14 protein-coding genes and 1 pseudogene are annotated in these 13,464 nt (G+C 57.0%); 5 read left to right on the top strand and 10 right to left on the bottom strand.

The window, feature by feature from the left end:
• Positions 1 to 99: 99 nt before the first annotated feature.
• Entirely contained in the window at positions 100 to 906 is an 807-nt protein-coding gene (gene hisN / locus CMN55_RS04165) for a histidinol-phosphatase (RefSeq protein ID WP_293948278.1), read from the top strand.
• Here the strand turns inward: hisN and CMN55_RS04160 are convergent, their stop codons facing one another.
• From CMN55_RS04160 to CMN55_RS04135, 7 genes and pseudogenes are all read right to left on the bottom strand, one after another.
• The gene (locus CMN55_RS04160) at positions 907 to 1,359 is read right to left on the bottom strand and encodes a GNAT family N-acetyltransferase (protein ID WP_293948277.1); all 453 of its coding nucleotides are present in this window, start codon (positions 1,357 to 1,359) and stop codon (positions 907 to 909) included.
• Positions 1,356 to 2,078, bottom strand: coding sequence for a glycerophosphodiester phosphodiesterase family protein (locus tag CMN55_RS04155; protein WP_459253642.1), 723 nt, complete (start codon positions 2,076 to 2,078; stop codon positions 1,356 to 1,358). The genes CMN55_RS04160 and CMN55_RS04155 overlap by 4 nt, the downstream gene beginning before the upstream one ends.
• A pseudogene (gene ung / locus CMN55_RS17060) lies at positions 1,960 to 2,805 on the bottom strand (uracil-DNA glycosylase). The gene CMN55_RS04155 and the pseudogene ung overlap by 119 nt, the downstream one beginning before the upstream one ends.
• Positions 2,806 to 2,820: 15 nt before the next feature.
• Entirely contained in the window at positions 2,821 to 3,786 is a 966-nt protein-coding gene (locus CMN55_RS04150; RefSeq protein WP_293948275.1) for an ABC transporter permease subunit, read from the bottom strand.
• The gene (locus tag CMN55_RS04145; protein ID WP_293948274.1) at positions 3,776 to 4,633 is read right to left on the bottom strand and encodes a branched-chain amino acid ABC transporter permease; all 858 of its coding nucleotides are present in this window, start codon (positions 4,631 to 4,633) and stop codon (positions 3,776 to 3,778) included. The genes CMN55_RS04150 and CMN55_RS04145 overlap by 11 nt, the downstream gene beginning before the upstream one ends.
• Positions 4,634 to 4,645: 12 nt before the next feature.
• Entirely contained in the window at positions 4,646 to 5,350 is a 705-nt protein-coding gene (locus CMN55_RS04140; protein ID WP_293948273.1) for an ABC transporter ATP-binding protein, read from the bottom strand.
• Positions 5,343 to 6,062 carry an ATP-binding cassette domain-containing protein gene (locus CMN55_RS04135; RefSeq protein ID WP_293948272.1) on the bottom strand — a complete coding sequence of 240 codons (720 nt, stop codon included), beginning with the start codon at positions 6,060 to 6,062 and terminating at the stop codon, positions 5,343 to 5,345. Before CMN55_RS04135 ends, CMN55_RS04140 begins: the two co-directional genes overlap by 8 nt.
• A 260-nt stretch (positions 6,063 to 6,322) precedes the next feature.
• On the opposite strand from CMN55_RS04135, the gene CMN55_RS04130 reads away from it, so the two are divergent.
• Genes CMN55_RS04130 through CMN55_RS04120 form a run of 3 tightly spaced genes read left to right on the top strand, consistent with a single transcriptional unit; the run spans position 6,323 to position 9,066 of the window.
• Positions 6,323 to 7,492 (top strand): substrate-binding protein, encoded by a 1,170-nt coding sequence (locus CMN55_RS04130; RefSeq protein ID WP_293948271.1) that lies wholly within the window; start codon positions 6,323 to 6,325, stop codon positions 7,490 to 7,492.
• 15 nt (positions 7,493 to 7,507) lie between these two features.
• The gene (locus CMN55_RS04125; protein ID WP_293948270.1) at positions 7,508 to 8,239 is read left to right on the top strand and encodes an isochorismatase family protein; all 732 of its coding nucleotides are present in this window, start codon (positions 7,508 to 7,510) and stop codon (positions 8,237 to 8,239) included.
• Positions 8,240 to 8,274: 35 nt separating this feature from the next.
• Positions 8,275 to 9,066: an alpha/beta fold hydrolase gene (locus CMN55_RS04120; RefSeq protein ID WP_293948269.1), complete on the top strand. Its 792-nt coding sequence runs from the start codon at positions 8,275 to 8,277 to the stop codon at positions 9,064 to 9,066.
• On the opposite strand, the gene fghA is transcribed toward CMN55_RS04120, so the two are convergent.
• Entirely contained in the window at positions 9,063 to 9,905 is an 843-nt protein-coding gene (gene fghA / locus CMN55_RS04115) for an S-formylglutathione hydrolase (RefSeq protein ID WP_366931969.1), read from the bottom strand. The two genes, CMN55_RS04120 and fghA, sit on opposite strands and share 4 nt — an antisense overlap.
• A 5-nt stretch (positions 9,906 to 9,910) precedes the next feature.
• Positions 9,911 to 11,020, bottom strand: a complete 1,110-nt coding sequence (locus CMN55_RS04110) for an S-(hydroxymethyl)glutathione dehydrogenase/class III alcohol dehydrogenase (protein ID WP_293948267.1) — start codon at positions 11,018 to 11,020, stop codon at positions 9,911 to 9,913.
• Between the two features lie 117 nt (positions 11,021 to 11,137).
• Between CMN55_RS04110 and mtnA the strand changes: the two genes are divergently transcribed.
• On the top strand, positions 11,138 to 12,226 hold the full coding sequence (gene mtnA, locus CMN55_RS04105) for an S-methyl-5-thioribose-1-phosphate isomerase (RefSeq protein ID WP_293948266.1): 1,089 nt from the start codon (positions 11,138 to 11,140) through the stop codon (positions 12,224 to 12,226).
• A gap of 65 nt (positions 12,227 to 12,291) precedes the next feature.
• Here the strand turns inward: mtnA and CMN55_RS04100 are convergent, their stop codons facing one another.
• Positions 12,292 to 13,341: a hypothetical protein gene (locus CMN55_RS04100; protein ID WP_293948265.1), complete on the bottom strand. Its 1,050-nt coding sequence runs from the start codon at positions 13,339 to 13,341 to the stop codon at positions 12,292 to 12,294.
• Positions 13,342 to 13,464: the final 123 nt, after the last annotated feature.

The raw sequence follows: 13,464 nt of genomic DNA, 5'->3' as shown, positions 1-13,464 counted from the left end.
GATGGGACTTGAACAGGGCGGAGCCGGTTGCCGATAATAATGGCGCGGGCGCCGCTCTGCTGTTATGAAAGCATCTCTAATTAACAGACGCGTGAGTATATGTCGAGATCACCCCATATGAAGGCCCCGGTAAATGGCGATCTGGCGCTACTTGCCGAATTCACTTGCGATTTGGCAGCCCTTGCCGCGTCGGTTACGCGGCCCTATTTCCGGCAGCCTCTGGATGTCATCAGCAAGGCGGACAGTTCTCCCGTCACCATTGCCGATCAGGAATGCGAACGTCTGATCCGCGAGACCATTGCAAAGCGTTATCCGGCCCATGGCATATTGGGCGAGGAGCATGGCTTTGACGGCAGCGATAAATCCGATGTCTGGGTGATTGATCCGATTGACGGGACGAAAAGTTTTGTCTCGGGCCTGCCGCTCTACGGCACGCTGATCGCCTATACGCAGAAAAAAGACGCCATCATCGGCGCCCTCTCCATGCCGGAACTTGATGAATTCTGGATCGGCATCAAGGGAGAGGGGTGTTTTTTCAACGGCGCCCGCTGCCAGACAAGTGATTGCAAATCCTTGGGGGATGCCATCCTGATGACCACTTCGCTTGAATATTTCCAGCAGGCGGACAGGGAAAAATTCCAGACACTTGCAGGCGCTACGCGGATCCGCCGGTATGGCGGAGATTGCTATATCTACGCCATGGTGGCCGCCGGTTTTGCGGATCTTGCCGTCGAGACTGGACTTAAAAGCTATGATTACATGGCCCTCGTTCCGGTGATCGAGGAGGCGGGCGGCGTCATCACCGATTGGTCTGGCAAACGTCCCGGCTTCAATTCCGATGGCACCATCATCGCTGCCGCCACGAAAGAGCTGCATGAACAGGCGCTGGCAATCCTCAACGGCTGATCAGAGTTTCAGACGGTAAAGGGGCAGTTCTTCGGCGCTGTTCCAGTGGCTGCGGCACCATCCGCTCTGGCGGGCGCCCATGCGCTTGTAAAATCCCCCGGCATGCGGATCGGCGGCGATGCGGATATGCAAATGTCCGCGCTTGCGTGCAGTGGTGGCCGCAGCGGTGAAAAGCTTCCGTCCATAGCCCTTTCCCATATGCAGTGGCGAGACATAGAGCAGCATCAGCTCGGCTTCCGCGCCATCGTCATCGAGGAGATAGAAACCGGTTGCTCCCTGTGTCTCCTGCAGGACACCACTCCGCCATCTGGCAACCATTTGATCCGTCACGGTAAGGGCAGGGGTAAATTGCAGCATCTGCTGGTCCGAATATCCCCAAAAGGCTTTCGCGGCCAGGGCCAGCTCGGTGAGGGATTGGCAGTCCGCTGCAACGGCAGGGCGGATTGATATCACGATCCCTGTTCCGGAGAAAGTGCAAGCAGCCGATCAGGATAATCGCTGAACAGCCCATCGACGCCCCAGCCATAGAGCCTGGTCGCCACTTCCGTATCATTGACTGTGTAGGCGAGCAATTTGTACCCCTCCGCATGGACATCCTGCACAACCTGTTCGGTCACAAAAGGCCAGGCACAGTGAAGGCTGGAGGCCCCATAACCCCGCATCCGCGTCTGCCAGTCCGGCGGAATGGCAGACGTCAGATAACCCAGCGGCAGATGCGGCAGTCTCTGGGCAATGATGGGCAATGATTCCGGAATGAAAGAGGAAACAAGCAGCGGTAATTCGTCCGGCCAGTAATCGGCAAGTTCATCGGCGATTTTCTCTGCTGTCGGAATCTGCCAGCCGATGGTCGGCTTGATTTCCAGATTGAGGCCGAGCCCGAGTTCTTTCAATAAGGATGTAAGCTCGCGCAATGTGGGAATTTTTTCTTCCCTATAGGCTTTTGAAAACCAGGCTCCCGCGTCGAGTTTTCGCAATTCCTCNAGNCGGNNCAGNAGAACCGGACCATGGCCGNTTGTNGTTCGGCCCAGATCAGANTCATGTAGGATGANAANTTCATCNTCGCAGGTGAGAGTGGCNTCCACCTCGACAAAGCGANCCCCCAATCCTGCCGCCTTNCGTNTGGANGCAAGGGTATTNTCNGGTGCATGGCCCGCCGCNCCGCGATGNCCGATGACTTTGGGCANGGCGTNCAGNANCTCTGCTTTCGATTTCATGCGAGTTCTCCCACCNGCCAGTCNANNGGNGTNTTGNCTNCNCTTTACNAGATAGNNNTTGGCNTTTGANAAATGNCCGTTNCCNATGAAATCCNCGATGGGCGGANAGNGGGGANGGNTGCGGGCTTTGCAGGACNAGGTGNTTCTNNCGGTCGATAAAGGCNCCTTTNTTCTGCGCATAGCTGCCCCANAGCAGGAAGACAANATTTTCCCGCTTGTCATTGAGGGCGGCGATNGCNGCGTCTGTGAACCGTTCCCAGCCGNGNCCCTGATGTGATCCNGCACGNGCCTGCTCCACCGTNAGNACGGCGTTCAGCAGCAGCACCCCTTGTTCGGCCCACCGGNCAAGATTGCCATGAGCCGGNCGNGGGAGGCCGAGATCACGGTTGAGTTCCTCATAGATATTNCGGAGNGANGGGGGAATGGGNANGCCGGGCGGCACGGAAAAGCTGAGNCCATGGGCCTGNCCCGGNCCGTGATAGGGGTCCTGGCCGATAATAACCAGTTTCACCGCATCAAATGGCGTGCTGTTGAGCGCCGCGAAGATATTNCCNCCGGNGGGATAGANNATTTTTCCGGCGGNCTTTTCGCGGCGCAGAAAGTCGCCAAGCTCTNTCATATAGGGTTGATCNAACTCGCCCTGCAACTGTTCAAGCCAGCTTTGTTCGAGTTTGATGTCGCCCATATTGCCCCTCCGTCGTCAGAGCCGCTTGCGGCCCGCAANTTTCTGTAGCGGCGTCGCCAGCAATCCNTTTGGCAATAGCACGACGCTGATCATGAAGGCAATGCCGAGGATGAGGATCCAGTAATCGCCGAATATTTCNACNAGCCAGCTTTCCGCCCAGCGGGTGAGAATGGCGCCCATCAGCGCCGCCAGCATCATTTCCTTGCCGCCGAGCGCNACCCAGATCAGTGCCTCGGTCGAGAGGGTGAAGCCNATCAGGGTGGGNGATGCGAAACCGTCCAGCGTCACGAACAAAGCCCCCGCGAGNCCGGCTATGGCGGCNCCAAGTGTAAAAATGGANAGCCGNAGGGTCAGCACATTGTAGCCAAGGAANGAAAGCCGGTCCGGGTGGCTGCGCACCGCNGNCATNAGAAGGCCGTAACGGGAATTCATCAGCAGGACGACCAGCCCATAGACTGCCGCGACNATGACGAGAATGACNTAGAAGGTCGGCANCCGNTCATAAAGTTCATAGGACACGCCGAAAAAGCTGAGGGTGATTGGCGGCACATTGAGAAGGCCGTTATAGCCGCCNAGCGCATACCANTTATTCATCANCCGTTCCAGCACAAGGGCAATGGCCAGAGTGATGATGGCGAGATACGCGCCGCTGACGCCGCGCCCGGCNAANAGGAAGTAGCCAAGNGCAAGNGCGAACAGTGCCGCCCCGGCGATGGCCACAATCAGGCCGATATAGCTGCTNGTGATTCCNGGCAGGATCATNCCCTTNGTTATNGTGGCCATCAGATAGCCGCCGATGCCAAAAAACATCGCCTGGCCAAANCAGAGAATNCCGCCATATCCCCAGACGAGGGAGAGGGANATGGCGAGCAGTCCATATACCAGATAGGCGGTGAGCTGCCCCGTCCAGTAATTGCCGACAAAGACGGGGGCNATGGCAAGCCCCGCAAAGACNAGNAGGGCGATAAGGCTATTTCGCACGGCGCCCTCCCATGAGCCCTTCAGGCTTCAGGCGGATCACGAGAATGGCGAGAATATAAACGGTGATCATGGCGGCGACGGGGGATATCCAGACGGTCAGAAGATTGCTGGTGCCGCCAACTACGGCGCCGCCGACCAGCACACCGGCGAGCGGCCCCGCCCCGCCCACAAGAATGGACAGGAAGCCCGGCACCAGATAGCCGAGGCCCATCTGTGGGTCAACGCTGATAATGGGGGCGACGAGCGCGCCCGCAAGACCGGCAAGAGCCGTGCCGATGACGAAACTCAACCGGTACATCCGCCGGGTGTCAATACCGAGAGCGGCAGCGGTTGTCGGGCGGGCGATAACGGCGCGGGCCATCAGACCGAAGCTGGTTTTCAGAAAAAGCCAGAATGTCCCGGCGATCAGCAAAATGGACATCCCCATCAGCAACAGACGATAGAGGGGGTAGCTGACGGAGCCAAGTGTGAAGGCCCCGTCAATGGGGGCGGCGACAGAGTGAGATTCAGGACCGAAAGTGAGAACAATGATCTGTTTGAGGGCGATAGAAAGCCCCCAGGTGGCAAGAATGGTATCCAGCGGGCGTAGATAGATATGGCGGATCAGCAATGTCTCGATCAGTAGGCCGAGAAGCCCGACGATAAGGGGGGCGAGCAGGAGGCCGGCAATAAACGGCAGGCCCAGCGACTGGCTGGCCAGCATCACATAGGCGCCGATCATAAACAGCTCCCCATGCGCCATATTGATGACACCCATCATACCAAACACAATCATCAGCCCGAGGGCAACCAGCACCAGGACGAGAATATAAGAGGTGACATCGAGAAAAATGGGGAGAAAATCCATCAATGTTTTCCCTCACACAGAAAGATAACGGTTGATAAGGCTGTCATCGCGGCGCAGCGTGTCAATATCACAGGAATCGGCGATCACCCCGTTTTCCATGAACAGCACCCGGTCGGCCAGAGTGCGGATCATATCCACATTCTGCTCGACAATCAGGATGGCAAGACCCGTCTCGCGGGCGATGCGGGCGAGTTGCAGGCCGATGTCATGGACAATGCTGGGCTGTATCCCTTCCGTCGGCTCATCGAGGAGAAGAAGTTTCGGTTTTGCAATCAGCGCCCGCGCAATGGCGAGGATCTGCTGCTGTCCGCCAGAGAAGGTTCCGGCGCGCTGCTCCCGGCGTTCTTCGAGAATGGGAAACCAGTTAAAAATCTGCCGAAGGGGCTGAGTGATGTCAGAAATACCATGGCCGAGCAGGCTGAGGCGGAGATTTTCCTCAACTGTAAAGCCTTCGAATATTTCGCGTCCCTGCGGCACATAGCCAAGCCCGGCGCGGGCAATCAAATGGGTTTGCTGATCGCGGATCGGCTGTCCGTTAAAATTGATGTTGCCGCGGCGCGCGCGGATCAGCCCCATGATGGTTTTGAGCAGCGTCGTCTTGCCCATCCCGTTGCGGCCCATGAGCGCGGTGACTTCCCCCGCCGGGATGTGGCAGGAAAGGTCGCGCAGCACCAGAGCCTCCCCATATCCAGAAGATATTTTTTCTATTTCAAGCATTTGCAGGTATCTCCTGCATTCCGAAGTAAAGCGCCCGCACATCCGGATCCTGCCGGATATCCGAATAGCTACCGGATTTCAAAATGCGCCCTTTGGACATGACGTGCAGGGGACAGGCAAGATATTCGATAAAAGCCATGTCATGTTCGATAACCAGAACCGTGAGCTTTTCTGACTGATTAATGGTGCGGATAAGCTCCGCCGTGGCCCGCGTTTCGGTTGCTGTCATGCCCGCTGTCGGTTCATCCAGCAGAATAAGAGTTGGAGTTTGTGCGAGCAGCATGCCAATTTCCAGCCATTGTTTCTGCCCATGCGCCAGCTCTCCGGCCATCCGATCCTGTGCGTCCTCCAGCCTAATAAGAGACCGGATAGAGTTGACATCAGTGCGTTTTGGGCTGCGGCCGGCAGCGATGATCAAATTTTCCTGGACGGTTAGTTCGTCAAAGATGGCGGGCACCTGAAACTTGCGGCCGATCCCGAGACGGGCAATTTGGTGTGGCGCAAGACCGGTGATATCATGTCCATCAAACAGGATGCTGCCACTGTCGGGCCGGAGCGCGCCAGTGATCAGGTTGAACAATGTGGATTTGCCGCATCCATTGGGTCCGACAAGGGCATTGAGGCTGCCCTTTTCAAGCAAAAGCGAAAAGCCATCCACTGCGCGCAGGCCGTCGAAATTTTTTGTCAGCGATCTGAGTTCGAGAAACGACATCCGCCTTCCAGTGATTCAAACATGTTCATATGTGGTCATACAAATGATGATTGTGCACAAACAATGTTTTAATATGTACACAGCCGAATTATGTGTGAATTACCACCCGATTTGGCCAAAATCCGGCCATTTTGCCGGAGCATAACGGTAATTATTTGATTCTTCTAGAGTAAATGGCATATCCATGCACATTCAAAATGACCGGGCAAACACATGCTTTGGCCATGCCTCAGGCAAACAGAAAGAGTGAGGAAGACTCAATGATCAACATTTCCAGAAGACATTTTATCGGCGCCGTCGGCGCGACGGCGGCGGCATCGGCCTTCAGCATGCCCGCCATTGCATCGGGCAAGACCATCCGGATTGGCGCGGTGCAGCCTTTCTCAGGCGGGTTGGAGCTGTTCGGAAATCAGGCCAAGATGGGTCTTGATCTTGCGGCTGCTGAAATCAATGCGGCGGGCGGCATTCTTGGTCATCAGGTCGAAATCCTCTATGAAGACAATAAGACAGACCCCAAAACCTCTGTTGAACGGGCGAAAAAGCTGATCGAACGCGACGAGGTGGCGGCAATTTCCGGTCCGATTACATCGGCGGCGCGCGATGCCATGGCCGCCACGATGGAGCGGGGCAAGACGCCGCTGTTCTACGCAACCAACTATGAGGGCGGCATCTGCAACCGCTATCTTTTCTCTTTTAATACAGTGCCGAACCAGGATACTGCGCCGCTGATTCCATACCTCAAGGACATCGGTGTCGGCGACAGCTATTACATGTTCGGCGCGGATTATGTCTGGCCACGCAATATGTTCGCGACCGCCAAAAATATCATCGGCGAGATCGGCGGAACAACGCTGGGCGAGGAATATACCCCCTTCGGCGTCAAGGATTTTGCCCCGATAATCCGTAAGATTGCCGATTCAGGCGCCAAAGTGCTGCTGTTCGCCCTGCCGGGCGCCGATGGCATCACCTTCATCAAGCAGGCGGAAGAATTTGGTCTTACGAAGACTGTCAAAATCGCGTTCCTTGGTTTTGCGGAAACCTATCTCGGCGCCTTTGGCGAAGGCAAGGGCGAGGATATGTATTGCGGGGTTCCGTTTGTCGCCAGCTCCGACGAGCCGGGCGTGCAGGATTTTGTCTCGCGCATTCGCAAGACCAATGGCGACGATGCGGTGGTTTCCTTCTATGTCATGACTCACTATAATTCCGTTATGGCGCTGAAGGCAGGCCTCGAAAAGGCTGGCAAGGTGGACCGGGAAGCGATGATCGACGCCATGGGCGGCCTGACCTTCGATATTCCGACAGGTCCGGCGACAATCACGGAGGCGGATCACCATATCGCCATGAATATGTATATTGCCAAGACCGAAAATGGCACGCTCAACGTGGCTAAGAAACTTGGCATTATTGAACCTGCGCCGCAGTGCGGGTAAGGAGATAGCATGACAATGAGTGACCTCACCGAAAAGATCAGCGCGGCCATGCCGCTCGCCTTCGCCGAGTATAACCCGGCCGCGGCAGGGCGGAAGACCGGCCTTGTGATCGTCGATGAGGTCAATGGGTTTGCAACCGTCGGGGCAGGGGCGCTGGCGCCACCTGCCCCGAACGAGCAGGTTTCCGTCATGGTTGAGGAAACGGTGCATCTCGCCCGGCATTTTTCCGCGCAAGGCTGGCCGATCCTCGCTTTTCTCGATACTCATACTCCCGGCAAGCCTGAGCCACCCTATCCGCCGCATTGCGAGGCGGGCACGGGCGAAGAGGAGCTGGTACCGGAGCTTAAATGGCTGGAAACAGACAAGCAGACAACCCTTGTCAGGAAAGACTGTATTAACGGCTTTGTCGGCGCCATGCGTCCCGATGGCAGCAATGCTGTTGTTGACTGGGTGAAGGCGAACGGCATTACCGATTTTCTTGTGGTCGGCATCTGCACCGATATCTGCGTCATGGATTTTGTTCTAACGACGCTCAGCGCCCGCAATCACGACATGCTGCCGGGTCTGAAAGATATTTATGTCTATGACAAGGGATGCTCCACCTACGACCTGCCGCGCAATGTGGCGGAGGAAAGCGGTTTCGGCGCGGCGGCGGCCCATCCGCAGGAGCCAACGCACTATATGGGCCTCTATTTCATGGCGAGCCGCGGGGCGCAACTTGTCAACAAGGTGATCCTTCCGTCATAATGCCCTCATAACCCGACGAAAAAAGGGAGAGGGAGATGATCATCACCGCTAACGGAAATCAGTTCGATACACGCCTGGAAGGGCCGGAAGGTGCGCCTGTCGTAATAATGAGCCATTCGCTCTGTTGCGATCTTGGTGCCTGGGACGAACTGGCGGAAGACCTCAAGAAGGAGTATCGCGTCTTGCGTTATTCCCTGCGCGGCCATGGTAAAAGCGCGGCCACGCCGGGGCCCTATGATTTTGCCTTGTTGGCTGCTGATATGACCGCCATACAGGAGCATTATGGAATTACAGAGAGTCATATCGTTGGGTTATCTATCGGCGGTATGATAGCGCAGGAATTTGCGCTTCGCTATCCTGACAGGGTGAAAAGCCTTGTCATTTCCAGTTCTATGTGCGCCCTTCCGGATGGGGCTGCTGCTCTCTGGCCGGAACGCATCCGTCTCGCCGCCGAAGAAGGGCTGGCCGCAACGGTGGACGCTAGCATGAGCCGCTGGTTTGTTGAAGGCTCCCTCAAGGACCGACCGGAAATAGAGGCCCGCATCCGCAAAATGATCCTGGAGACCTCCGTCGAGGGATATGTCGGTTGCTGCCACGCCATTGCGGGGATTGATTTGAAAGACCGCATTCCCGCGATTAAGGTACCGACGCTCGTCATCGTCGGGCGGGAGGATATGGGGACGCCGGTTTCCTCCTCGGAACTGATCCACCGGCAGATTGAGGGATCACGGCTGGTGGTTGTCGATAATGCGGCCCATCAACTCGCCGTTGACAAGCCGGGCATTTTCAATGCCGAGGTCTGCAAGCACCTGGCCACCGCCGTTTAGCCTTCTGCCAAGATGGCGGCATGGTGGCGGATATGGTCTTCCATGAAGGTCTGGATGAAATAATAGCTGTGATCGTATCCGTCCTGCATCCGGAGGGTGAGGGGCTGTCCTTCTTCCTTGCAGATCGCTTCGAATATTTCCGGTTTTAGCTGTTCGCTCAGGAACTGGTCCGCGCGGCCCTGATCAATCAGGATATGGGACGTGCGTTTGCCATGCCTGACAAGCTCCGTCGCGTCATACTCCGTCCAGCTTGCTTTGTCGGTCCCGAGATACCCCAGAAACGCCTTCTCCCCCCAAGGGCACTGCATGGGGGAGGAAATCGGCGCAAAGGCGGAAACAGATTTGTAGATCTCCGGGTTTTTAAGAGCAATGGTCAGCGCCCCGTGGCCGCCCATGGAATGGCCGAAAATGCCGACCCGGTGGACATCGACATTGAATTCTCCGTCGATCAGCAGGCGCAACTCATCGGTCACATAGCTGTACATCCGGTAGGCTCCGGCCCAGGGCTCCTTAACCGCGTCGAGGTAAAACCCGGCGCCGGTGCCGAAATCCCAGTCCTCTTCCTCTCCGGGCAGGCCGACATCGCGCGGGCTGGTGTCCGGCATGACCAACATGAGCCCATGCTCCGCTGCGTATTTCTGCGCGCCCGCCTTGATCGTCGCTGTCTCCTCGGTGCAGGTAAGGCCCGCAAGATAGTAGAGTACGGGCACCTTGCCCGCTTTTGCCTGCGGGGGTTGGTAGACCGCAAACCGCATCACCGATCCGGTCTCGCTGGAACTATGCTTATAGAAGCCCTGCGTCCCGCCGAAGCAGGCCTGTTCAGAAATAATGTCCATAATCTCGCTCAGAATGTGACGACGCTGCGGATGGATTTGCCCTCATGCATCAGGTCGAAGCCGTCGTTAATTTTCTCGATCGGCATGACATGGGTGATCAGGTCGTCGATATTGATCTTGCCGTCCATATACCAGTCGACGATTTTCGGCACATCCGTGCGGCCTTTCGCGCCGCCGAAGGCCGTGCCTTTCCAGACGCGTCCCGTGACCAGCTGGAACGGCCGGGTGGAGATTTCCTGACCCGCGCCCGCAACACCGATGATAATGCTTTCACCCCAGCCCTTGTGGCAGCATTCGAGGGCCTGACGCATCACATTCACATTGCCGATGCACTCAAACGAATAATCTGCACCGCCCTTAGTAAGATCGACGAGATAGGGAACGATATCGCCCTCAACTTCCTTCGGATTGACGAAATGGGTCATGCCGAATTTTTCGCCGAGGGCCTTTCGCGCCGGATTGAGGTCGACCCCGACGATCATGTCTGCGCCCGCAATCTTTGCGCCCTGAATGACGTTGAGGCCGATGCCGCCAAGGCCGAAGACGACGACATTGTCGCCGGGTTTTACCTTCGCCGTGTTGATAACCGCGCCAATGCCGGTGGTCACGCCGCAGCCGATATAGCAAACCTTGTCGAACGGCGCGTCCTCCCGGATTTTGGCAAGCGCGATCTCCGGCACGACTGTATAGTTCGAGAAGGTCGAGCAGCCCATGTAATGAAAGACTTTCTCACCATTGATCTTGAAGCGGCTGGATCCGTCCGGCATCAGCCCCTGGCCCTGCGTTACGCGGATGGCCTGACAGAGGTTGGTCTTGCCGCTCGTGCAATAGTCGCACTGGCGGCATTCCGGGGTGTAAAGCGGGATGACATGATCGCCCTTCTTGAGGGAGGTGACACCCGGTCCCACATCGACGACTATCCCTGCGCCCTCATGACCGAGAATTGCCGGGAAAATCCCCTCCGGATCCTCCCCGGAGAGGGTGAAGGCATCCGTATGGCAGAGGCCGCTGGCCTTGATTTCCACAAGAACCTCGCCCTCGCGCGGACCCTCCAGCGTAACCCTTTCGATGGTGAGAGGGGCTCCTGCCTTGTGGGCGACGGCGGCTTTGACTTCCATAGTGTCCTCATTTTCCGGTTTTTCTTGCTCCCCCAACTCTGCCCATTTAGAAGGAGAGAGGCAAGGGTTTTCCAAAATAGTCACACGATATCGCAGGTCGCAGACCGGGAGGATGAGGTGAAAGTAGACGGCATCGCGTATCGCAGCATCGCACTTGATCCCGATGGCTGGTCGGTCAATATCATTGATCAGACGCGCCTTCCACATGCATTTGCCATTAATAAGCTGACGACCGTGGAGGAAGCGGCCCATGCGATTAAAGCGATGCTGGTGCGCGGCGCGCCGCTGATCGGGGCGACGGCGGCCTATGGCGTCTGTCTCGGCCTCAGGACGGACGCCAGCGACAGCGCCCTGCGGAAAATGTGCGAGACATTGATTGCGACGCGACCGACGGCGGTCAACCTTCGATGGGCCATCCGCGCGATGCAGGAGTTGCTCCTGCCGCTGCCGGAGGGCGAGCGTGTATCTGCGGCCTATGAGAAGGCGGCGCAAATCTGCGATGAGGACGTCGCGATCAACAGCGCCATCGGCGATCACGGGCTGGAGGTCTTCCGTCGCATCTGGAAAGCGAAGGGAGAGCAGGGCAAACTCAATGTCCTGACCCATTGCAACGCGGGCTGGCTGGCGACCGTGGATTGGGGAACGGCGCTCTCGCCTATCTACAAGGCGCATGATGCGGGTATTCCGGTGCATGTCTGGGTCGATGAAACCCGGCCGCGCAATCAGGGGGCGCATCTGACCTGCTGGGAGCTTGGCAAGCATGGCGTGCCGCATACCCTTGTTGTGGATAATGCGGGCGGGCATCTGATGCAGCAGGGGCTGGTTGATCTCTGCATTACCGGCACCGACCGGACGACGGCGACGGGCGATGTTTGCAACAAGATCGGCACTTATCTCAAAGCGCTCGCGGCGCAGGATAATAACGTGCCCTTCTATGTAGCACTCCCCGGACCGACCATCGACTGGGAGATTGAGGATGGGCTGCGCCATATCCCGATCGAGAACAGGGACGGGCGGGAAGTGGAATATATAACGGGCCGGACCGGGGCGGGGGAGATGAAGGATGTACGCATTCTTCCTGACTTCAGCAATGCGGCCAACCCGGCGTTTGATGTGACGCCCGCGCGCCTGGTTACGGCGCTGATTACGGAGCGGGGCATCTGCCCGGCCACGCGGAAAGGGCTTGCCACACTCTACGGGCGATAGGCGGCGCAAAATAAGGGCGGCGGTGAGGCCGCCTTTATTTTGATAATAAAAATTGTTAAAGGCAGTTAGCGACGTTTTCTGATGCGCCACTCGAAGCAATCATCGCCATAATCCTGTCGTTTCAGGACTTCCAGAACCAGAGAGCGGTTATGCACGGCAAGCGCGCCCTCCCAGAGTTGGTTCCAGCTATCAAAAACAGATGTTGGTTGGGCATCGGCGCCGCGCATGAAGCGCCAGCCTTTCTGGCGGACGATGACCGCTTCACCGTCCGTTGTCATTTCCGCTTCATCATCATGCCCCTCCGCCATACCGACAAGGTAGCGCCCGAAATCTTCCGCGCTGTCTCCGGCTATGCCGATGAGGTCTGCGGTCTTGCGGTAAAATTGCTTGCCGATGAGCTGCGCGGTGATACCGCCATAGACATTGGCGTCCATCGGGCCGTAGAGCATGGCAAGCTCGATCAGAGCGTTTTTTGCGTACTCCATTGAATAGTTTCGGTTGGCTTTTTGCAGCCGTTCCTCCGGCCAGTCGGAAGTATCCAGTTTCGGCGCCGCGGCGGGATCAAACGGCGGAGCCATTTCGCCGGGTGCGAACTGCAGGCGTTCCTCCGGTGCGAGATCATGATCGAATTCCTTGAAATCCCCGGCCATGCCATATTGCCCGTCCATATCCTGCGAGGTGCAGACAAACCCAAGCCGCGGATTTTTCAGGCTCACGCCATTATGGGCATACCAGCCTTTCAGATAGCCGTGATTGACTTCAAGCGGGATCCCGCAGATGGCCGCGCCGTCGTAGATCCAGCGGGGATGACAGAAATGTACCCAGGCTTTCGTATCGCTTTCATACATATACTCGACAGAAACACCGCCCACGCCATTGGACAGATAGTGATATTGCGCGCAAGCCACCGCATCGGGCAGGCCGTCCAGTCCGAGCTTTTCAAAGCTGGACAGGAACTTGTCGTGATGCTGGCGGCGGAAGATATTGAACGTAAAATCGCCCGCGGCAAAACGATCCTTACGGCTTGCAAGGGTTAGCAGAACACCTGTGAAATAGGCGTGGTAAAGAATAGCAACCGCCTCATAACGGTCTTTTATGGTGGCGCTTTTCAGCATGGCAAGTCCTTATTCTGGATATTATTGTTGTTCTTCGTTCGCGAGTATACAGACCGGACACCACATTGCCAGCCTTCGTCATGGAACCTGATGAAATTCGCAGCTCACCCCTACAAGAGATAT

It is taken from the genome of Sneathiella sp. (assembly GCF_002694385.1).
Lineage (GTDB): Bacteria > Pseudomonadota > Alphaproteobacteria > Sneathiellales > Sneathiellaceae > Sneathiella.
The sequence above is the reverse complement of the archived record's forward strand: the minus strand, read 5'-3'. Positions and strand labels throughout refer to the sequence as shown.

Excerpts from the sequence above, each read along its gene's own strand:
- hisN (WP_293948278.1), top strand. The coding sequence starts at position 100 with ATGTCGAGATCACCCCATATGAAGGCCCCGGTAAATGGCGATCTGGCG.
- CMN55_RS04145 (WP_293948274.1), bottom strand. The coding sequence starts at position 4,633 with ATGGATTTTCTCCCCATTTTTCTCGATGTCACCTCTTATATTCTCGTC.
- CMN55_RS04140 (WP_293948273.1), bottom strand. The coding sequence starts at position 5,350 with ATGCTTGAAATAGAAAAAATATCTTCTGGATATGGGGAGGCTCTGGTG.
- CMN55_RS04135 (WP_293948272.1), bottom strand. The coding sequence starts at position 6,062 with ATGTCGTTTCTCGAACTCAGATCGCTGACAAAAAATTTCGACGGCCTG.
- CMN55_RS04130 (WP_293948271.1), top strand. The coding sequence starts at position 6,323 with ATGATCAACATTTCCAGAAGACATTTTATCGGCGCCGTCGGCGCGACG.
- CMN55_RS04125 (WP_293948270.1), top strand. The coding sequence starts at position 7,508 with ATGAGTGACCTCACCGAAAAGATCAGCGCGGCCATGCCGCTCGCCTTC.
- CMN55_RS04120 (WP_293948269.1), top strand. The coding sequence starts at position 8,275 with ATGATCATCACCGCTAACGGAAATCAGTTCGATACACGCCTGGAAGGG.
- CMN55_RS04110 (WP_293948267.1), bottom strand. The coding sequence starts at position 11,020 with ATGGAAGTCAAAGCCGCCGTCGCCCACAAGGCAGGAGCCCCTCTCACC.
- CMN55_RS04100 (WP_293948265.1), bottom strand. The coding sequence starts at position 13,341 with ATGCTGAAAAGCGCCACCATAAAAGACCGTTATGAGGCGGTTGCTATT.